17 protein-coding genes and 1 pseudogene are annotated in these 19868 nt (G+C 65.5%); 11 read left to right on the forward strand and 7 right to left on the reverse strand.

Annotated elements, in window-relative coordinates; genetic code table 11:
• Positions 1–228 precede the first annotated feature (228 nt).
• Entirely contained in the window at positions 229–2037 is a 1809-nt protein-coding gene (locus CXY73_RS14155; RefSeq protein WP_104178068.1) for a stealth family protein, read from the forward strand.
• On the opposite strand, the gene CXY73_RS14160 is transcribed toward CXY73_RS14155, so the two are convergent.
• Positions 1967–2905 (reverse strand): phosphodiesterase, encoded by a 939-nt coding sequence (locus CXY73_RS14160; protein ID WP_104135270.1) that lies wholly within the window; start codon positions 2903–2905, stop codon positions 1967–1969. The two genes, CXY73_RS14155 and CXY73_RS14160, sit on opposite strands and share 71 nt — an antisense overlap.
• Before the next feature lie 182 nt (positions 2906–3087).
• Between CXY73_RS14160 and CXY73_RS14165 the strand changes: the two genes are divergently transcribed.
• The 6 genes from CXY73_RS14165 to CXY73_RS14190 all read left to right on the forward strand — a co-directional run bounded on the left by CXY73_RS14165 (position 3088) and on the right by CXY73_RS14190 (position 10263).
• Entirely contained in the window at positions 3088–4005 is a 918-nt protein-coding gene (locus CXY73_RS14165; RefSeq protein WP_104135269.1) for an NADP-dependent oxidoreductase, read from the forward strand.
• Positions 4006–4138: 133 nt separating this feature from the next.
• Entirely contained in the window at positions 4139–5059 is a 921-nt protein-coding gene (locus CXY73_RS14170) for a phosphatase PAP2 family protein (protein ID WP_104135268.1), read from the forward strand.
• Positions 5060–5177: 118 nt separating this feature from the next.
• Positions 5178–6395, forward strand: a complete 1218-nt coding sequence (locus CXY73_RS14175; protein ID WP_104178069.1) for a type III polyketide synthase — start codon at positions 5178–5180, stop codon at positions 6393–6395.
• Positions 6396–7271 carry a class I SAM-dependent methyltransferase gene (locus CXY73_RS14180; RefSeq protein ID WP_104178070.1) on the forward strand — a complete coding sequence of 292 codons (876 nt, stop codon included), beginning with the start codon at positions 6396–6398 and terminating at the stop codon, positions 7269–7271.
• 50 nt (positions 7272–7321) lie between these two features.
• Entirely contained in the window at positions 7322–8446 is a 1125-nt protein-coding gene (locus CXY73_RS14185; RefSeq protein WP_104178071.1) for an NAD(P)/FAD-dependent oxidoreductase, read from the forward strand.
• A 125-nt stretch (positions 8447–8571) separates the two neighbouring features.
• A complete protein-coding gene (locus tag CXY73_RS14190; RefSeq protein ID WP_233198349.1) occupies positions 8572–10263 on the forward strand; it encodes a methyltransferase in 1692 nt (563 codons plus the stop codon).
• A gap of 395 nt (positions 10264–10658) precedes the next feature.
• Here the strand turns inward: CXY73_RS14190 and CXY73_RS14195 are convergent, their stop codons facing one another.
• The 3 genes and pseudogenes from CXY73_RS14195 to CXY73_RS14205 all read right to left on the reverse strand — a co-directional run bounded on the left by CXY73_RS14195 (position 10659) and on the right by CXY73_RS14205 (position 12942).
• Positions 10659–11441: a hypothetical protein gene (locus CXY73_RS14195; RefSeq protein WP_104178073.1), complete on the reverse strand. Its 783-nt coding sequence runs from the start codon at positions 11439–11441 to the stop codon at positions 10659–10661.
• 248 nt (positions 11442–11689) lie between these two features.
• Positions 11690–12565, reverse strand: a pseudogene (locus tag CXY73_RS14200) (ABC transporter ATP-binding protein); the annotation flags it as partial.
• Positions 12562–12942 carry a GntR family transcriptional regulator gene (locus CXY73_RS14205; protein WP_104178074.1) on the reverse strand — a complete coding sequence of 127 codons (381 nt, stop codon included), beginning with the start codon at positions 12940–12942 and terminating at the stop codon, positions 12562–12564. The gene CXY73_RS14205 and the pseudogene CXY73_RS14200, both read right to left, overlap by 4 nt.
• 171 nt (positions 12943–13113) lie before the next feature.
• On the opposite strand from CXY73_RS14205, the gene CXY73_RS14210 reads away from it, so the two are divergent.
• A complete protein-coding gene (locus tag CXY73_RS14210; RefSeq protein WP_104178075.1) occupies positions 13114–14526 on the forward strand; it encodes a flavin monoamine oxidase family protein in 1413 nt (470 codons plus the stop codon).
• A gap of 6 nt (positions 14527–14532) precedes the next feature.
• Here the strand turns inward: CXY73_RS14210 and CXY73_RS14215 are convergent, their stop codons facing one another.
• The 3 genes from CXY73_RS14215 to CXY73_RS14225 form a co-directional block, all read right to left on the reverse strand.
• The gene (locus CXY73_RS14215) at positions 14533–15192 is read right to left on the reverse strand and encodes a Pr6Pr family membrane protein (protein ID WP_104135259.1); all 660 of its coding nucleotides are present in this window, start codon (positions 15190–15192) and stop codon (positions 14533–14535) included.
• A 72-nt stretch (positions 15193–15264) separates the two neighbouring features.
• Positions 15265–15534 carry an acylphosphatase gene (locus CXY73_RS14220; RefSeq protein WP_104178076.1) on the reverse strand — a complete coding sequence of 90 codons (270 nt, stop codon included), beginning with the start codon at positions 15532–15534 and terminating at the stop codon, positions 15265–15267.
• Between the two features lie 57 nt (positions 15535–15591).
• Positions 15592–16821, reverse strand: a complete 1230-nt coding sequence (locus tag CXY73_RS14225) for a CdaR family transcriptional regulator (RefSeq protein ID WP_158253033.1) — start codon at positions 16819–16821, stop codon at positions 15592–15594.
• Between the two features lie 104 nt (positions 16822–16925).
• Here CXY73_RS14225 and CXY73_RS14230 point away from each other — a divergent pair, with 104 nt between their 5' ends.
• The 3 genes from CXY73_RS14230 to CXY73_RS14240 are packed head-to-tail and all read left to right on the forward strand — an operon-like array spanning position 16926 to position 19868.
• Positions 16926–17792, forward strand: a complete 867-nt coding sequence (locus tag CXY73_RS14230; protein ID WP_104135256.1) for a chorismate synthase — start codon at positions 16926–16928, stop codon at positions 17790–17792.
• Positions 17789–18898 carry an o-succinylbenzoate synthase gene (gene menC / locus CXY73_RS14235; protein ID WP_104135255.1) on the forward strand — a complete coding sequence of 370 codons (1110 nt, stop codon included), beginning with the start codon at positions 17789–17791 and terminating at the stop codon, positions 18896–18898. Before CXY73_RS14230 ends, menC begins: the two co-directional genes overlap by 4 nt.
• A gap of 25 nt (positions 18899–18923) precedes the next feature.
• Entirely contained in the window at positions 18924–19868 is a 945-nt protein-coding gene (locus CXY73_RS14240; RefSeq protein WP_104135254.1) for an ABC transporter substrate-binding protein, read from the forward strand.

The raw sequence follows: 19868 nt of genomic DNA on the forward strand, positions 1-19868 counted from the left end.
GCGTGGGCGCAGCAAACTACCGGCATCGGGGACGTACACTGGGGGAACGCCCCTGCGTGTCACCGGCCGCTGGTCGCTCATCGAGAATCTCGGCGGCACCATGTTTCCTGCGAATCAGCTGTTCGAGACACAGGCAGAGCAGCGTTCACGCCGGCTTTTTCGGCCGCACTCCCCGGGACAGGCTCGAATTGCCCCGTGTTTGAGTGCTCCACTTTTTCAAGGAGGACCATGGCGACACTCGATATTCCAGACGCACAACCGGATGCGCGCACGGAATCCCCAAAAGTCGGTTACCCCGATTCCTCCGGCGGTGACATTTTTGACACCGACGCTTTTCGCCCCGACTCCGTCGGTTACGACTCGAACGAACCCGAACCGCCCACGAACACCGGCTTGATCCCGACTCTCTCCCTGAGCAACGAGCCCGAATTGGTGTTGATCACACCGGATGCCCGCACCCGCCGCTTCAACAGGGATGACGTAGTCGTGCGCAAGGGCGAGATCGCGTTGATCAATGGCCACTACACGCCACACGAGTCCATGGTTAAAGACCTCGTCGCCGTCTACGACGCCCTCACCCGCGGTGGAATCGACTTTCTGCTCGTGCGCGGCGACCACAACCGTCCGGTCATCGCTGTTGACCGCAAGCGTCGCAAGGAAATCACCCAGGTGCTTAGCGAGGCGTTCGCCAATGAACCCTTCTACGCCAAGCCGCAGGGCGGCAACGTGAACCAGCAATTTCTCCTCGCCGACGGCGCTCTTACGGTGTTGCGCAAGTCGTCGGTTTTTCGGGTCTACCGCCCGCGGATCGAACCGATTGGACGCCTGCGCTACGGGGCTCAGACCGCGTTTCAGCTCGAATTGTGGCGTTTCGGTGAAGACGAAATCATCGCGCCGGTCGAGAACGCACTCATGCGCACCCGGCTGCCGCGCTCCGAGGCCCGCGAAACGACGATCGACCTGTACGGGCGCACCTGGCTGACCCTGCAGAACATGTTCGACGACCTGGCGAGTGACGTCACATTTGACATCGATCTCGTATTCAGCTGGGTCGACGGCTCGAGCGACGAGTTTCAGCGGGAACGTGCCAAGCGCATGCAGGCCTATGTCGTTGGCGAGGGCGACGATTCGGATGCCCGTTTTCGCCAGATCGACGAGCTCAAGTACGCCCTGCGCAGTGTTTACATGTTCGCCCCGTGGATTCGTCGCATTTTCATCGCGACCGATTCTCCGGCACCGGAGTGGCTCGCTGAGCATCCGCGCGTGACGATCATGCGCAGCGAAGATTTCTTCGTCGACACGAGCGTGCTGCCCATCCACAATTCGCACGCCGTGGAAAGCCAGCTGCAGCACATTCCGGGGCTTGCTGAGCACTTTCTGTATTCGAACGATGACATGTTCTTTGGCCGTCCGGTCGGGCCCGAGCTGTTCTTCTCGCCGGGCGGCGTGACCAAGTTTGTGGAAGCAGCCACTCGAATCGGTCTGGGCGAGAACGACCCGACGCGCAGCGGGTTTGAGAACGCCGCACGGGTAAACCGTGCTCTGCTTCGTGGCCGCTTCGGCAAGGTCACTACCCGCCACCTTGAGCACACGCCGGCGCCCATGCGCAAAAGCGTGCTGCTTGAGTTGGAGCGGGAGTTTCCCGAGGACTTCAGCCGCACGGCAGCCAGCCGGTTCCGCTCGGCGACCGACATCTCGGTCACCAATTCGTTGTATCACTACTATGCATTGATGACCGGCCGTGCGGTTGCGCAGACCCAGGTGCGCTCGCTCTACATCGAGACGACCCTGCGCATCGCCCTGCGGCAGATGAACCATTTGCGCAAGCACCGCGATCAGGACATGTTCTGTCTCAATGATGGGAGCCACCCGGAAATCACGCCCGATGTGCGCCGGGCCGCTGTAACTGAGTTTCTAAACCTGTACTTTCCGATCGTGGCACCGTGGGAGCGGACCAGTCTAGCCGCTAGCGCAGAACCGGAATTGGCCGTGTCATTGGCGGCTGACGCAGTGCAGGCAGAGTTTCCGACGGCGTAATTTCGACGCCGGAAGCGCGCAGACGACGCGCGCTTTCGGCGGCATCCACATAATCGAGCGTCGGATAGTGGCCGAGCGGAACAACTGAGTGCAAAATTGTGCCGGGGTAGACGTGCACCAGGTTGAACGCTCTGGCACCATCGCGCCCGAGGGTTCCGCCGACGGGCACGTTGAGGTCTTGCGTGTAGCAGGTTGCCGACGCCACCGACACGGGGATGTCGGCGAACATGGCCATTGATGAATAGTGCAGGTGGCCGGCAATGATGCTGCGCACATCGGTGCCGCGCAGCACGTCAGCCAGGGCTTGCTGATCGCGCAGCTCCACGGCTGTGGCCAGGTCGAGCACGCTCGGAATCGGCGGGTGGTGCATTGCCAAAATCGTGCCGTCCGGGGCCGGTACACGTAGCTCCTCGGCGAGCCAGAGCAGTTGCTGCTCGCTCACGGCGCCGTAATGGTGGCCGGGTACCGAGGTATCGAGAGTGATCAGTCGTAGGCCGTTGAGGTCGTAGGACCGGTCGATCGGGGCGTCGCTGGCCAGCTCACCGAACAGCTCGGTGCGAAAAGCCGTGCGATTGTCGTGGTTGCCCATGACCCAGACGATCCGCGCGCCGAGGCGAGCGGCGACCGGTTCGACGATCTGACGCAGCAGCTGGTAGGCGCCGGGCTCACCCTTGTCGGCGAGATCACCGGTGACGACGATGGCCTCTGGCTGTGCCCCTGAGGCCTCAACCTCGGCGAACAGCTCGGCCAGGCGGGCTTCGACGTCAACGCTGCCATAGAGTTTCGAGCCTCCCGCCAGCAAGTGGGTGTCGCTCAGGTGTAACAGGAAATGGTCCGGCCGGGGGTATTCAGCCGTTCGAAAGCTCACGGAGCATCCATTCGTTTGTCGCGGACGCGCTTTGCCGGCGCGCTTTCACGATGCTTGACACTATTCGATCAGATGTACTTGAACAACCGGTGTACGCCACACCTTAATGCTGCACCGGGCGGGGTAAATGGGCAAGTGTCGCTATTGAATCGTGCTCATGACCCGTGCCCTAGGCTGGCCGCATGGCTCGATACGTACGCATTGAGGAATTTGGTGGCCCAGACGTTCTGAGCATTGTGAACGACGAGCAGCCGCAGGCCGGTCGGGGGGAGGTGCGCGTTCGCGTGCACGCCGCCGGCCTCAACCCGGTCGACTACAAGATCTTCCGTGGCGGCCCCGCAGCCCTGCGCTACGAAGCGGTTCCCCCATGCGGCAACGGCAACGATTTCGCGGGCGTCATCGACGAGCTGGGTGATGGCGTCGTCGGTTTTCAGATCGGTGACGCCGTTTTCGGCGGCAAGCGGATGCACGCCCAGGCCGACTTCGTCGTTGTTGACGCGACCCGGGTGCTCCCAAAACCGGCCGGGCTTTCCTTCGAGCAGGCCGGTGCCCTCGATATTGCCGGGCGCGCTGCCTGGGCGAGTGTCGCCTCCCTTGATCTGTCCGCCGCCGATACCGTACTGATCGGCGCCGCGGCCGGCGGAGTCGGTGTTCTCGCGGGCCAGCTCGCCCTGCGCACCGGCGCGACCGTCATCGGCACGGCGAGCCCGGGCAACCATGATTTTCTCCGCGGCCTCGGGGTCATCCCGGTCGCCTACGGCGATGGCCTCATTGATCGGGTGCGCGCGACCGCATCGACCGTGACCGCGGTCCTCGATTACAACGGCGCGGCGACGATTGATGCAGCCCTCGAGCTGGGTGTTCCCGGAAGTCGGATCAACACGATCGCCGCGCGCGGTTATCGTGCCGACGCCGGCATCACCGAGGTGGGCGGACAAGCCGCGGACATTGATGACCTGCGCGCCCTCTCCGCGCTGATCGCGAGCGGCGAGATCGTGCTGCCCATCGATCGGGTATTCCCACTCGAGCAGGTTCAGGGTGCCTACCGCCACCTGATGGCCGGGCACCTGCGCGGCAAGGTCGTGCTCGCGACGCGGTAGGCAAGCCCCGGTGGCACTGCTCGGGGCTGCGAGCCAGCCGTTCCAAGCCTGGAAAGGCGGCCTGTGGGCTGGACCGCGCTTCGATCCTGAGCCCTGGGTTCCGGGCTGACCCGCTCAGGCTCTCAGCCTTGCTGTGGCATCCTTGATCGTGCGCATCAGATTCAAACCGAACCCTCCGCTACAGGGGTCGTTTGGCTACCTCGCCGGAGCCGCGCTGATAGCACTCGTGTTCGTCGGTCTCTACCTGTTCTTTGTGCGGAGCCACGCTGGCCAGGAAGCCGACCAGCTTGCGTATAACGGCGCCGAATTCGGCCGTCGCAGCATCACTCCGTTCACCGGCCGGGTGCTCGACTCTGTGCCCGATGTGGCCGTGGTGTTCGGCGTCGTGCTGACCGCGATCATCGCGCTCGTGCGCCGCAACTGGCGGACCCTTCTAATCGCCCTGATCGCGGCCGGGGCCGCGACTGCGACGGCGCAACTGCTCAAGTACGGCATTTTGGCCCGGCCCGACCTGACCGTCGAGGGTTATGCGGGAAACTCATTCCCGTCGGGGCATACGACGGTGGCGGCGGCATCCGCTCTCGTTGTGTTTCTGGTGGCAAGCCCGCGTACCCGGCCGATGGTGGCTGGCTGGGGCACCGCCTTCGCCGTGTTGGCCGGGGTCGCAACGCTCGCCAATCAGTGGCATCGGCCCAGTGACGTGATTGCCGGGCTGCTCTGGGTTGCCCTCTGGGGCTGCCTGGCCGGTGCCATGCTGGCCTGGCCGCGGGTCGGAGTGTTTCCGCGCGCTGCCGGCGACGGCTCCAGCTCGCGGTGGCCCGCCTTCATCGGCCTTCGCAGATCCACCATTCGCGTTATTCGCTGGCTGTCGGTCGGCTTCGGTGCTGTCTCCGTGCTGGCCTTTGTCGCGACCCTCGTGGTGAACAGCAGCCTGTTCGACAGCGTCGGAACAGTGGGTACCGTCGTCGCCTATCTCGGTGGCGTCGCGGCCATCGTTACCGCAGGCCTGCTGCTCGCGCTCAGCGGAACTCGGCTGTTCGCCCGCCTTCCGTAGATTTTGCTCGTTACCCGTTCGGGTTTCGGTGGCCTGAGGCCTCCAAAAAGCTGTGTCGGGCCCGATTTTTCGGTGCTGGAGGGCTGTACGGAAGAGAAGTCGCGTGCAACCATGGCTCATGGCCGTCATTCTGAGAGCGCTCCAGACCGTAGTTCCCCCGACGATTCTGATCCAAGAGCAGGTGCGCGACATCTTCGCCGCCCAGCCCGGTCTCAGTCGGCTCGCGGGGCGCCTGGTCAACACCAGCTTCAACGTATCCGGAATCGAAACCCGACATACCGTGATCGACGAGCTCACCCTCGACAATGATTCAGCCGAGCCGCAGTTCTTTGACGCACGGCAACAGCTGCTGCTCATGCCGAGCACCAGGGTGCGCAACGAGCTCTACATCACGGAGGGCACCAAGCTGTTCGTCGAGGCCGGCCGCCGGGCGCTCGCCTCCTGCCCCGACATTCGTCCCGAAGACATAACGCACGTTGTCACCGTCTCCTGCACCGGTTTCTACGCGCCAGGCCCTGACTACATGCTCGTGCGTGAGCTCGGCCTGAAGGCCAGCACCCAGCGCTACCACCTCGGATTCATGGGCTGTTACGCCTCGATGCCGGCCCTGCGCACCGCGAAGCAGTTTGTCCAAGCCGACCCGAACGCAGTGGTGCTCGTGGTCAGCGCTGAACTCTGCTCGCTGCACCTGCGTACCTCGAGCGACCCGGACACCATCATCGCTTCCTCACTGTTCTCCGACGGCGCGGCCGCCGGTATTGTCAGCTCCCGCGCTCCGCTGCCGGGCGAGAAGGCTCTCGGCCTCGACCTATTCGAAACGGTGATCACCCCGGTCGGCGAGGGCGACATGGCCTGGAAAATCGGCGACGAAGGCTTCGAAATGACTTTGAGCACCTACGTTCCGCACATCATCGACGAACACATCGAGAGCGCGCTCGCCCCGCTGTTCGCCCGCGATGTGTCGATCACCGCGCAGCTCAATGCTCCTGTCCACGCGGATGCTGCCTCAGCTATCGGTACCCCCGTCGCGTCCCCCGTACTCACCCTCGCGCCCCCCGCCTCGCTCAGTTCGGTGATCGAGCATTGGGCGATCCACCCCGGTGGCCGCAGCATTCTCGACAAGACAGAGGCGAAGCTTGAGCTGCGACCCGACCAGCTACTGCCCTCGCGCGAGACGCTGCGCACCAACGGCAATATGAGCAGCGCGACCATCCTGTTCGTGATGAAGGCCATTCTCGACGGCCCAGCTACGGCCGACGGCGAGCGGGTCTGCACCATGGCGTTCGGCCCCGGACTCACCGTGGAGTCCGGCCTGATGACCGTGATCGAGGGCTGAATGGCCCTTCCCTCCCTGCGCGTGCGCGCCCACGACGCGGTTGAGATCATGGATTCCCCGCTCTGCGACCCGACCATGCTCACCCGCACCTATCAGGATTTTCGCGTGGTCAATGCGGTCGTCTCTGGCTGGTGGGGGATCTATCGCCGCAGCATCCGCCCTGCCCTGTCAACCACGACCGAACTGACACTCCTCGATGTCGGATCGGGCGGCGGCGATGTGTCGCGGGCACTGGCCGGCTGGGCGGTGCGTGACGGCCTGCGGCTGAGGGTGACCGGCGTCGATCCGGATGCCCGCGCGCACGTGTTCGTGACGTCGCAGCCGAAGATTGCCGGTCTGTCGTTTCGGCGGGCGCTGAGCTCCGATCTCGTCGCGGAGGGCGAGCACTTTGACTTCGTGGTCTCCAACCATGTGCTGCACCACCTGAGCGTCGACGAGCTCAAGGGGCTGCTCGTGGACTCCGAGGCGCTCGCGCGTCGCCGGGTGCTGCACGCCGATCTCGAGCGCTCGAACTGCGCCTATCTCGGGTTCGCTGCGGGCACCTGGCCGTTCTTTCGGCACTCCTACATTCGGCCGGACGGGCTTACCTCGATTCAACGCAGCTACACCGCGAACGAGCTGCGGGCCGCGGTTCCGGTCGGATGGACCGTGTCGCGCGGCAGGCCATCGCGATTGGAGCTGAGCTGGAACGCGCCGACGCAGGCTGTGCCAGCGGATGCTTCGCCCGAGTTCGCGACTAATGCTGCGACTTTGGCAGGCGGCGATCCCGGGCGCGCACCTGCACCTGCCGCCGATGCGCCCGAAGAGACGGTCAAGCGGCCGGGGTCTGAGCCTGACCACGTGCCTGAATTCACGCCTGACCGGCCCGATGCGTGACGTTGTGATCGTCTGGCCGTCGTGGCCCGTGCCAAGTCGGGAAGTGGCGGATGCGTGACGTTGTCATCGTCGGGGGCGGGCCGGTCGGTACGATGCTCGCCTGTGTGCTCGCCGTCGGCGGGCTCGATGTTGAGGTAGTCGAGCAGCGCGAGCGGCCGTCGCTGCGCTCGCGGGCGATCGGCATCCACCCGCCGTCCCTCCGTGCTCTCGCTGGAATCGGCGTCGCCGAGGCCCTGCTCGACCGGGCGGTGCGCATTCGCGAAGGGGAGGTGCGCTGCGACGGCCGCCAGCTCGGGCAGCTGTCGTTCGAGCGAGCAGCGCCTGGGTATCCGTTTGTGGTAGCGCTGCCGCAATACGAGACGGAGGCCTTGTTGCGCGCCCGGTTCGACCAACTCCGGCCGGGTCGGTATCGCAGCGGTGTGACGGTGACCGGAGTGCACGATCGCGGCGATGTCGTCGCGCTTTCGACCGACGCCGGCCCAATCGAGGCCCGTTATGTGATTGGCGCGGACGGCGCCCGGAGTACGGTGCGGGCGGCGGCCGGCATCGCCTGGCGGCAGCTCGGCTGCAGCGAAACCTATCTCATGGGCGACTTCGCCGACCCCGATCCGGGCGACACCGGTGCGGTGCTCTATTTCGAGCGCGGCGGCGTGGTGGAATCCTTTCCCCTGCCCGGCGGTCGGCGCCGCTGGGTGGCGATGACCGATTTTCTTGCCACGGAAGCCGACAGCGCCGACCTGGCCGCGCTCATCCGTCATCGAACCGGCGTCAGGGTGGCCGAACCGCTCGGGGCAGCGAGCGCCTTCGCCGTGCAGCAGCGGCTCGCGAGGCGCATGCACGCGGGCCGCAACATACTGGTTGGCGATGCCGCGCATCAGATCAGTCCGATCGGCGGGCAGGGCATGAACCTCGGCTGGCTCGACGCCGTTGCACTCGCCCCGGCGCTGCAGCGAGCGCTGCTCGAGCCGGGCGCGGCGGCATCCGTTTTGGGAAGCTATGACCGTTCCCGCCGGAGTGCCGCTCACCGCGCGGTTGTGCAGGCCGGATTCAACATGAATATGGGCCGGCCAGCCCACGGCCTGCGGCTCGGCGTTCGCAATGCCCTCGTGCGTTCGCTCACGCTGCCGCCGGCTAACGAGCTCGTGGCCCGCGCGTTCACGATGCGCTGGCTGTGACCGGCGGGGTACGTAATGCCGGTCGAATTCACGACACACCGGGTGCAATGGTCGCTCGGCTCGGCGGTCGTCGATCTACCGGCAAGACGTTCGGGCACGGGGCGCAGATCGAGTTGAATAGACGGGTGACTTCTGTAACTTTCATACCCCGCCTGCGCACCGACCTCGCCGCCGCCCACTTTTCGGTACCAGGTCTGACCGGATTGTGGGGTATCGAAGCGGATGCTGCGCTGCGCCGCAACCAGCGGGTTCCGGCGCAGCGGGCGCTCGCCGCGCTCGCCGCCAAACTCGGCCGGAACGAGCCCGCCGCGACCCTCGCCCGGCTGTTCCTACTCGGCGGCGCAGTGCCGCGCGCTGACCTCGAGGCCGCGCTTCCGACGCTTGGGGCAGCGGGCGCCGAGGAGCTTGGGCTCGTGGCGGCGCACGGTTCGGCTGGCGTGCGCCCGCTCGTCGATCTGCGCCCGTACAGCTTCATCGACGCGCACGGCGCCGGCAGCTGGTGGATAGTGAGCGATCTGGGGGAGTTGGCGCTCGGGCATCCGCTTGGCGAAACCCACGTTCTCGGCATCGGCGGCGCCTCCCGCACCCTCAGCGGACTCCTGATATCGACCCCAATTGAGCGGGCGCTCGACATCGGAACCGGCTGCGGGATCCAGGCCATGCACGCCTCGCGGCACGCCGAGCACGTCGTCGCGACCGATATTTCGATGCGCGCGCTCGAGCTAGCGGCGCTGAACGCCGAGCTCAACGAGATCGACAATATTGAGTTTCGGTTCGGCAGCCTGTTCGAGCCTGTGGTGGGGGAGTTCTTCGATCACATCATCTCGAACCCGCCGTTCGTAATCACGCCGCGCGCCGAGGGCGTGCCGAGCTACGAGTATCGCGACGGCGGCATGGTCGGCGACGCCCTGGTCGAGGCCGTCGTGCGCGGTGCCGCCGACCATCTCACCCCCGGCGGCGTCGTGCAGCTGCTCGGCAACTGGGAATATCACGATGAGACGGATGCCTTCGAACGGCTTGAGCGCTGGCTCACACCGGTCGCCGGCGAGTCCGCGTCGGCCGGGGCAACGTCGGCTGAGTCAACGTCGGTGGCCATATCCCCGCTAGCGTCACCGGCGGCATCCGCTTCGTCGGCACTCGACGCGTGGATCATTGAGCGCGAAGTACAATCGCCGGGCGAGTACGCCGAGACCTGGATCCGCGACGGCGGCACCCGACCCGGCCCCGACTTCGACCGGTTGTACAAGGCCTGGCTGAACGACTTCGAGGCACGCGGTGTGCGCCGGGTCGGGTTCGGATACCTGCTGCTGCGCCGGCCGGCCGGCGATGAAGCCACCGCATCTAACGCCGTCGCGTCGAGCCAGGTGACTCGGCCGCTGACCGGCGGTGGCCCAACCCTGCGCCGCCTCGAACGGCTGCCCGAAGCTCTTGGCCACAACCCGGCTGGCCTCGGCACGCACCTCGCCGAGTGCCTCGCCGCGCACGACTGGCAGGCTCGAACGGATGACGCGCACCTCTTGCGCACGAACCTCACCGTGGCTTCCGACGTCACCGAGGAACGGCACTACTGGCCCGGGCAGCAAGACCCGACGCTGATGACCCTGCACCAGGGCAGCGGATTCGGGCGCTCCGTGCCGCTCGACACGGCCCTGGCCGGACTGGTCGGTGCCTGCGACGGCGACCTCGCGGTTGGTGCCATCATCGGAGCGCTCGCCCAGCTGCTCGACGCCGATGAGCAGGCGCTCACCACCGAACTGCTGCCGAAGGTGCGCGCCCTCGTGGTCGACAGCTTCCTGACCGGACCGGAACCCGTCTAGCTGCTCGCCCCGCCCCCGTCACACCGGTTCGTGGTGGCTAGATCAGGAAATCCCAGCCGGACGAACACGCACGACCCCGAAAACACGGGCTACCAGGAGCCTGCCCGGCCGGATTTCCTGAATTAGCCCCCGGGACTGCGCATAACTCCTGCGATTTGGGGCCGCGGCAGAAAAATTGGCCGAAATTGCGGGCATCCACTTTGCGCCGGCCAGAATTTGCAGGAGTTGTGTGCACGGGCTCCAGCGTGGCCGTTCGTGGTGGCTAGATCAGGAAATCCCGGCCGGACGAACACGCACAACCCCGAAAACACGGGTTGCCAGGACCCTGCCCGGCCGGATTTCCTGAATTAGCCCCCGCAGCGGAACGTGAGGCGGGGCCAGCTGCCCTAGTTCTTCTAATTCTTCGGGGTGGCCCGCCGCAGGGCCAGGAACCCGCCGAAGCCGGCTAGTGCCGCCGGAATCAGCAGCCAGGCAAAGATGCCGCCCACTCCCTGCGCCGCAAACCATACGGCGACCGTCGGCCAGCTGCTTGTGAACGTGATGATCGTGACGGTGCCGACGAGACCCAAGGCGAATGAGCTCCAGAATACGAGCATGCCGGGCATGCGCCAGCGCATATAGATGGTCGCCACCGAAGCGCCGATAAAGAACACCAGCAGCTGCATCACGAAGAACGAGAACAGGTCAACCCAGAAGCCGTCGATGCCGAGCCAGAGCGCGTTGAACATGTAGGTGTCGATCCACCAGCCCTCGGTCAGCTTCTCGAGCTGGGTCAGCACCGCGAAGGCTACGGCGTTACCGGCCGAGATCAGCACGAACAGCAGCGCAGTGCCAAGGTAGAAGTCCCGCCGGGTGACGCCGAATCCGAGCGCGAGCGGAAACCCGAACGAGATCGCCTGTACGCCGACCACGATCAGATACCACTGCGGCGACAGCACCGCCCAGCTGTATCGTTGGCCCTCGATAGCGCCGGGGGTGCCGAGGCCGCCGGTCGTGAAACCGATGATCTGAGCAATGAACACGGTGATCACGAAGGCCATTCCCACGATCAGCCACGGGATTCCGATATAGGTGCGACGGTCGACGAGGTGCAGCCGCACCACGTTCCAGATGCGCGCCAAAGCGCTGCGTGGGTGAACGGATGCCGGCGCGCCGGTCAGCAAATCGGTGGAAGTCATGAGCGTTCACTCCAAGCATCGGTCTTGCTCTCGGTCTGATCGGCGGGTGTGTCGGTGCGACCGCTCCGGTGGCCCATGCCACGGCCAGCACGGTCAGAACCCCCAGCACGGCCAGAACCCCCAGCACGGTCAGAACCCCCAGCACGGCCAGAACCCCCAGCACGGTCAGAACCCCCAGCACGGCCAGATCGGTCGGCCCGGCCGGACGGCGCGCTGCCGCCCGCATGGCCGGTGGTCCCGGTCGTGCTCGTCGTGCTCGTCGTGCGCTGCACGATCAGCTGTTGGAGCGACACGGGCGAAAGTTCCAGCCCGGCCGCCCGCGCCGCATCCCGTTCGGCTTCGCCGAGGCCGCCGACGGTGACCGAGGCGAGCCCGCCGATGCCATCTCGGGAAATGATGTCGCGGCCGGCGACGAAGGCATCGACATCCGTTTTCTTGCCGACGACGGTACTCGCGGTACCTCGCAGTTGGTCGGCGTCTTGGTTCATGAGAATGCGGCCTTCGTCGGTGACGATAACGTGCTCGAGCAGGTTGCTGACCTCGTCGATGAGGTGCGTCGACAAGATGACGGTGCGCGGATGCTCGGCGTAGTCCTCGAGCAGACGATCGTAGAAGATCTGCCGCGCGACCGCATCGAGCCCGAGATAGGGCTCATCGAAGAAGGTGAGCGGCGCGCGCGAGGCGAGTCCCACGATCACGCCGACCGCCGAGAGCTGCCCGCGGGACAGCTTCTTAATCGGTCGCTTCAGCGGCAGCCGAAAGTCATCGACCAGTTGGGCTGCGAAGTCCGCGTCCCAGTTGGCGAAAAACCACGGCGCGCTCGCCAGCACGTGATCGGCCCGAAAACTGTCGGGATACTTCTGGCTCTCCTTGATGAAACAGAGCGACTGCAACACTCGCGCGTTCTCCACCGGCGAGGCTCCGAACACCTCGAGGGTGCCGCTCGTCGCGAACTGCTGCCCGGTGAGCAGCTGCATCAGGGTGGTCTTGCCGGCGCCGTTGCGGCCCAGCAAGCCGTAGATCTTGTTGCCTTCGACCGTGAAACTCACGTCGTCGATCGCGGTGAAGGCCCCGAATTTCTTCGTGACGCCGGTGACGCGCACGGCTGGGTCGGTGAGGTTCATGAGTTGCTCGCCTTTCTTTCGGTCACGGATTCTTCGTTGATCATGCCGGCGACCTGCTCCGCGGTGATGCCGAGCTTGGCGGCCTCGCTCAACAGTGGGCCCACGAAGTTGGCCCGAAACTGTTCCCTGCGAGCGCCGATAAGTCGTTCCCGCGCTCCGGATGCTACAAACATTCCAATTCCCCGCCTCTTGTAGAGAATGCCTTCTTCCACCAGGCGATTGACGCCCTTTCCCGCGGTGGCCGGGTTGATGCGGTGATAAGCCGCGAATTCATTGGTCGAGGGCACGGGAGTCTCCTCCTCGATGACGCCATCGATGATGTCGTTCTCGATCTGCTCCGCGATCTGCACGAAGATCGGTTTACCCGCTTCGATCAAGGACTGCCTGCTTTCAAAAGTGGATGCTGCCGCCTGCTACCGGTTCATTGGTTAGTTGGTTATGTAACTAACTAACTACCCAAGGGAGAGAATGTCAAGAGCAGACGGTCTGCGGTAGTTTGGACTCATGACTGGCGCCGGACTGACTGACCATTCTGGGCTGGACCGATCGTGAAGCGGCGCACTTTTCTGCTCGGCACGGCGTCGGGTTTTTCAGTCCTGGCGCTTGCTGCGTGCGTTGCGCCGGAGCCAGTGCCGACGCCATCCGTTGCGCCCAGCACGCTCATGCCCTCACTGGTTCCGCAGCCGCTCTCCGTTTCCCGCACCAATTGGTCCAGCGATCCCTTCTCCCGCGGATCCTTCAGCTACGCCGCCGTTGGAGCTACCCCGGAACACCGCGTTGCGCTCGGTCAGGCCGTCGATGCTCGGGTGTTTTTCGCCGGTGAAGCCACAGCAGTGGACGCGCCCGGCACGGTGCAGGGCGCCCGCGCGTCCGGCCTGCTCGCGGCCGGGCGGGTGCAGGATGTCGCGGCTCCCGGCGAACGCATCACCATCGTCGGCGCCGGGATTGCCGGCATTACCGCGGCCCGCCAACTCGTCGATGCCGGCTACAACGTCGTCGTGATCGAGGCGCGAGACCGCATTGGCGGGCGCATCGACACCGTCAGCGATGATTGGCCCTTTCCGATCGAACGGGGGCCGTCGTTCGTGCACCGTACTTCTGACAACTTTCCGGGCGACGAGCTGACCGCGCTCGGGGTTAGCCTGCTGCCGTTCGTGCGCACTCCGGAGGTGCGTACCCGCGCGGGGGCGATCGTCGAGGTATCAACGCTGGGCGCTCAGACTGTCACGGACGCCCTCGACTGGGCGGCGAATCAGCAGCAGGACGTTTCGGTTGAACGTGCCCTCATCGATTCGGGTGAAGCGAAACTTTCGAGTACGCCCGACTCCAACGGCCTGTCGGATGCCGACTGGCTTGAGTACGAGATTGCCACGAAGCTCAAGGTCGAAACCGGGGCAACGCCGAGTCAGCAGTCCGCCTGGTACACGACCGACATCGGTACCCCCGAGGACGACCAGATGGTGGTGGGCGGCTACTCCACGCTGCTGAAAAGTGACGCCGACGGTCTGGAGCTGCTGCTCTCGAGCGTGGTCAACCGGGTTGCCCACGACGACGGTGGCGTGAGTCTGCGTCTCGGCACCGGTGAGTCGCTCTCGGCCGACCGGGTCATTCTCACTGTGCCGCTTGGCGTGTTGCAGACTGCCGCGATCGAATTTTCGCCGGCGCTGCCCTTCGCGCATCGCGGTGCCATTGCTGCCCTGGGCATGGGGGTTCTCGACAAGGTCTGGCTGCGCTTCGACGAGGCGTTCTGGGACACCGAGGCCTGGGTCTGGACCATCGTCGGCGAAGACGCCGATTTTCCGGTCTGGGTGAACATGATGCCGCTCACCGGGGAGCCCATTCTCATGGGGGTCGTCGCCGCCGAGAACGCCACTCGGCTGTCCGAGCTCGATGACGAGCAGTTCTTGTCGGCCGCACTCACCGCACTCGAGCCCTTCCTGGCCGTTCCCGACGCAGGGTAGCGCGGCTCAGAGCGACGAACGCCACGGCGGCAGCAGGTGCCGCGGCATCCGCTTCAATCGGGTGATCCAGGTGAGCAGCGCAGCAATTCCCGTGATGATTGCCACGATGATCAGGCAATAGAACACGGTCTCACCGGGGCCGCTGACCTGCCGGGCATCGAGAAAGAAGTACGGATACCAGCCGACGATCGGCCCGCGGATGAGCGTGAACACGAGCCAAACAATAGGAAACACGATGGCCCAGCCCAGATATTTCCACGGTAGGCGGGCTTTGAACGGGTCGACCATCCAGTCGATCAGGGCGAGGGCCGGAATGATGAAGTGCAGCAGCCGGCTCGACCACGGCACTTCGATGGAATAGTTAGCGCCAGAGGACTGCCACACGATGATGCCGTAGACCACCCCGGAGACCAGAATGTAGGTCGTCACCATGGCGCGCAACATGTCGAGCCAGGCCGGGTCGATCGGCCGTCGCAGTGCCACGATGGCCGCCGTGACGATCACGGCGACCGCTGCGATGGAGCTTTGCACAGTGAAGTAGCTGAAGAAATTCGCGATGGCAAAGGTCGCGACCCCGAGCGTGTAGTAGAAATAGCCGCTCAGGGCGAAAAGTCCGGCTCCGGCCAGACCGAGGCGCGCCAGTGCGAACGCTGTGCGCGTCGTCATTGGCGTCCCCCGACGGGGCCCTCGCGCGCGGTCATAACGCAACGCTACGCCAGCGTCGGGGGCGATTTGACCCTAGTCGGTGATCTGAAAGTCGCTTTCGCCGGTCGCGGCGATGTCGCTCACTTCGAGCGTCGTGACGACGGCATACCGTGGGCCGGTTTCGAGCCAGCGCAACATGCGCAAAACGGATGCCTCCCAACCCTCGATCTCGAGTTCCACCGTTTCGTTCGAGCGGTTGCGGCAGTACCCGACGAGTCCCAAATGCCGGGCTTTGGCAGCGGCATGGTAGCGGAATCCGACGCCCTGCACCTCGCCGTGGGCCCGCACTCGTTTACGTATCACTCCACTATTGTGCGGTGGACGCTGCCGCAGCGCGAGCCTCGCGGTGCTGCAACACAGCTAGTCGCCCACCCGCAGGCTCAGCCACAACGTAAGCGTGTCGTCGGCGTTGTCGAGGTCGATTCCGAACAGGTCGTGCACCCGCCGCAAACGATAGCGCAGCGTGTTCTGGTGCACCGACAGCAAGGTGGCCGTTCTGGCCGAGTCTCGCCCGCAGTCGAGGTAGGTGCGCAGGGTCGCGGCATACTCGGTGCCGGCGCGGGCATCGAGGTCGAGCACCGCCTGCGCCTGTGCCGAAAATAGCCGCGGGGTATCCCGAAGCACCTGCCCGAGTTCGAGCAGACTCAGCCGACTGCCGACGTTCCGCGCGCTGACGACCGGGCCGGTGTCGGCTGAATGGTCCGTCAGCAGGAGGACCAAATCCGCGTCCCGCCGTGACCGGCTGATCGTGTCGACTCTGGTCACCCGCGAGCCAACGGATGCCCGCAGCACGATTCGCATCGCTGCCGTAGCCCGGGTCACCAATCGAGCGGCCATTGCCTCAATGCCGATCAGTTGTGTGTCGTCGAGCTGCCCGCCGAAAAACAGGGCGTAGATCGTGGTGCCGATAGCTACACACTCCGTGCCGCTCTGGTGCGCTTCGCAGGACATCGCCACCAGATCAACCAGCCGGTTCAGGCGCAACTCGTCGCCCGCGGGGCCGAACTGCGGTCGAAACGCCAGAGCCACGAACGGGCCGGCCAAGTCGAGGCCGAGCTGGGCGGCGACGAGTCGGGCATCCGCATCACCGTCGAGCAGCCGGCGCAGCAGCACCGCGCGTTGCGCCCGAGCCAGGTCGGCCGCGCTGCGGGCGCGCAGAATGTGCAGCGCTGCGATGGCTGCCGCGCGTTCAAGCTCGGTGGCGGCAGCATCGTCGAGTGAACCGGTAACGTCGACGACCCAGATCGACCCGAGGGGCTCGGCGCCGGCCCGCACGGCGACCGCCAATCGGGCCAGCCCCACCGGCACGGCGGGTTCGCCCGGCAGGTTCGGTGTCATCGCCCCGGGTAACCGAACTGCGCCGGACGTCCGAAACAGTGAGGCGTAGGCTTCGGCGTTATCGGGCAGGTCGGGCACCTGACGGCCCAGAATGCCATCGCGCCTGGTGCCATCGATCGGTTGGTCTGGCAGCGTGGAATACGCGAGGACCCGAGTCTGCAGGTCTTCGATCGCGGTCGCGCCGCCGACCATCGCGGCGATCGCATTCGCCAGCGCGAACAGGTCACCGACCGGCAACCCGACGCTAGTCATTCGTCCACCATACCCATCCGCTTTGTGCTGCACGACCATAACCAGGCTCTTTCTTGATGCTAAGCGCTAAAGATCGGGGGCTGCGACCCGACCACACTGGGCAGATGTCCCCGCAACAGTCCCTCGTCGTAATCACCGAGCAGGCCCGGGCCGCCGCGCTGGTCGCCGCCGAATCGGCCCGTGTGCGAGTGAGCGACGAGGGCAGCCTCGCGGGGCTGCTCGAGATCGAACAGCTGTTCAATACGGTCTGGCTGCTGCCGCCCGGCGAGAGCGCGATGCCGTCCGAGCTGCTGCGCAGCATCAGCCACGCGGGCTGCAACGTCACAGCTGCCCGCGACCAGACCGGCCGCCTCGTCGGCGCCGCTGCGGCGATCGTTACCCCGAAGTCCGCGTCGATGTACTCCCTGATTGCCGGGGTGCTGCCCGGAATCAGTGATCGCGGCGTCGGCTTCGCCCTGAAGCAGCACCAGCGGGCCTGGGGTCTGGCCCGCGACCTGACCGAAATGACCTGGACCTTCGACCCTCTGGTCAGCCGCAACGCCCGCTTCAACCTCAGTAAACTCGGCGCCTGCGCGAGCGAGTACGCCATCGACTTCTACGGCCCGATGCAGGGCGATATGAACGCCAACGACGAAAGCGACCGCCTGGTCGCGGTCTGGCCGCTCACGAGCGCAGAATCGGTCGCCTGCAGCGAGAACCGCCCGACACCGGTCGATCGCCCCTCCCACAGCCCGAGCGATGTGCTTAGAGAAGGCCCCGACGGCGACCCCGTGCTCGTGGCGGCGGCTGACTCTCTGTGGTGCCGGGTCCCGACCGACATTGTGGCGCTGCGCGCGCAGAACTCACAGCTCGCGGCCGAGTGGCGGCGCAGCATCCGTTCTATCTTTACCGACGTATTCGCTTCGGGGCAGATAGCCCGCGGGGTCAGCCGTGACGGCTGGTACCGACTCTCACCAGGAGGAACAGCATGAAAATTGAGACCATCGAGCTACGCCGGGTGCGCCTGCCGCTGGTGCGGCCGTTCCGCACCTCGTTCGGCACCTCGACCGAGCGTGAGGTGACCGTGGTGCGCGTGATCACAGCGGATGCCGAAGGCTGGGCCGAGTGTGCCGCCGACGCGCACCCCCTGTACAGTTCCGAATTTCTGGACGCGAGTGACCTGGTTATTCGCGACCACCTCGTGCCTCGGCTGCAGGCACTCGGCGACCGGCTCAGTGCCGAACTGGTCGCCACAGCCCTGGAGCCGGTCAAAGGCCACATGATGAGCAAGGCTGTGCTCGAAACGGCCATCCTTGACGCGCAACTGAAAAGCACCGGTGTCTCGTTCGGCAGTCACCTCGGCGCAGTGCGGGACACCGTGCCGGCTGGCGTTTCGGTCGGCATCATGGATTCCATCCCCGAACTGCTCGACGCCGTCGCCGGCTACCTCGCCGAGGGCTACCTGCGCATCAAACTGAAAATCGAACCCGGCTGGGACCTGGCCCCGGTGCAAGCGGTGCGCGAAAAGTTCGGCCCTGACGTGCTGCTGCAAGTTGACGCGAACACCGCGTACACCCTCGCCGATTCCCGTCACCTTGCCCGGCTCGACCCCTTCGACCTGGTGCTGATGGAACAGCCGATGAAGGAGGACGACATGCTGGGCCACGCCAACCTGGCCAGGCTCATCTCCACACCGATCTGCCTCGACGAATCGATCGAATCGGCCCGCGACGCCGCGACGGCGATCACTCTCGGTGCCTGCAGCATCATCAACGTGAAGCCGGCCCGGGTCGGCGGCTACCTCGAAGCCCGGCGCATCCACGACGTCGCTGCGGCGCACGGCGTGCCGGTCTGGTGCGGCGGCATGCTCGAAACCGGCATCGGCCGAGCAGCGAACGTGGCCCTCGCCGCGCTGCCGAACTTCGTACTGCCGGGGGATACCTCGGCCTCGAACCGGTACTTCGCGCAGGACCTCACCGCACCGTTCGAGCTGGAAAACGGTCACCTGCGGGTGCCCACTGGGCCGGGCATCGGCGTGGAGGTACTGCCCGACGTGCTGGCCAGCGTTACCGCCAGCACTGACAGCATCCGTTTCTAGCATTTTCAATCAACAGGAGACAGCCATGACCCTGCACGTGAAGCTCGAAACCCGCTCTCCTCGCCGGCTGACCTGGCCGGCGCTCGCCTCTCTCGGCTTTGTGGCCGGGCTGGTCTTGAGCGGATGCTCGGCCACCGTTGACAGCACGGAACCCGCCGCGATCACCGGCGGCGTCGACCCGGCCGCCGCGGCCGCCCTGCCCGAATCGATCAAATCGGCCGGAATCATCAAGGCCGCTTCCGACATTCCCTACCCGCCAATGGAAATGTACGACGCCGAACAGAACATCACAGGCTTCGACCACGACCTCGCGGCTGCGCTCGGCGTCAAGCTGGGCGTGCGCTTCGAACTGCAAAAACAGGCGTTCGCCACCGCGATTCCGTCGCTGAAAGCCGGCAAGAACGACGTGATCATGTCGGGCATGAACGACACCAAGGAACGTCAGGGCACCCTCGACTTCGTCGATTACTTCCACGCCGGATTCTCCATCCTCGTGCTCGCCGGCAACCCTGAGAACATATCCGGGGTACTCGACCTGTGCGGCAAGGAGGTCGCCGTGCCCAAGGCCACCGTGCAGGCTGACATTCTGCGAGGCTACGACGCGGAGTGCACGACGGCCGGCCCTGGCCCGGTGATCATCTCCGAACTGCCCGGCGAAACCGAGGTGCAGACCGCCGTTCGGTCCGGCCGGGCCGTCGCCGAGGTCGTCGACTCGGCCGTCGCGGCGCACACCGCGCAGACCGCCGGCGACGGAGAGATGTTCGAGGTCATCACCGACGAGGCGAACCCGAGCGGGTACAGCCCGGTTTACAGCGGAATCGGCATCCTCAAGGAGAACAGCGAACTGAGCGAGGCGATTCACCTCGCTCTGGTGGCGACCATTGCCGATGGCAGCTACACCGACATTCTGGCCAAGTACGACCTCACGAACTATGGGCTCGACGAGGCCGGCTTCAACCTCGGGTCGTGA

Source organism: Cryobacterium sp. Y50 (genome assembly GCF_002929805.1).
GTDB lineage: Bacteria > Actinomycetota > Actinomycetes > Actinomycetales > Microbacteriaceae > Cryobacterium.

Coding starts and splice junctions, on each gene's coding strand:
- CXY73_RS14155 (WP_104178068.1), top strand. CDS start 229: ATGGCGACACTCGATATTCCAGACGCACAACCGGATGCGCGCACGGAA.
- CXY73_RS14165 (WP_104135269.1), top strand. CDS start 3,088: ATGGCTCGATACGTACGCATTGAGGAATTTGGTGGCCCAGACGTTCTG.
- CXY73_RS14175 (WP_104178069.1), top strand. CDS start 5,178: ATGGCCGTCATTCTGAGAGCGCTCCAGACCGTAGTTCCCCCGACGATT.
- CXY73_RS14180 (WP_104178070.1), top strand. CDS start 6,396: ATGGCCCTTCCCTCCCTGCGCGTGCGCGCCCACGACGCGGTTGAGATC.
- CXY73_RS14185 (WP_104178071.1), top strand. CDS start 7,322: ATGCGTGACGTTGTCATCGTCGGGGGCGGGCCGGTCGGTACGATGCTC.
- CXY73_RS14195 (WP_104178073.1), bottom strand. CDS start 11,441: ATGACTTCCACCGATTTGCTGACCGGCGCGCCGGCATCCGTTCACCCA.
- CXY73_RS14215 (WP_104135259.1), bottom strand. CDS start 15,192: ATGACGACGCGCACAGCGTTCGCACTGGCGCGCCTCGGTCTGGCCGGA.
- CXY73_RS14225 (WP_158253033.1), bottom strand. CDS start 16,821: ATGACTAGCGTCGGGTTGCCGGTCGGTGACCTGTTCGCGCTGGCGAAT.
- CXY73_RS14230 (WP_104135256.1), top strand. CDS start 16,926: ATGTCCCCGCAACAGTCCCTCGTCGTAATCACCGAGCAGGCCCGGGCC.
- menC (WP_104135255.1), top strand. CDS start 17,789: ATGAAAATTGAGACCATCGAGCTACGCCGGGTGCGCCTGCCGCTGGTG.
- CXY73_RS14240 (WP_104135254.1), top strand. CDS start 18,924: ATGACCCTGCACGTGAAGCTCGAAACCCGCTCTCCTCGCCGGCTGACC.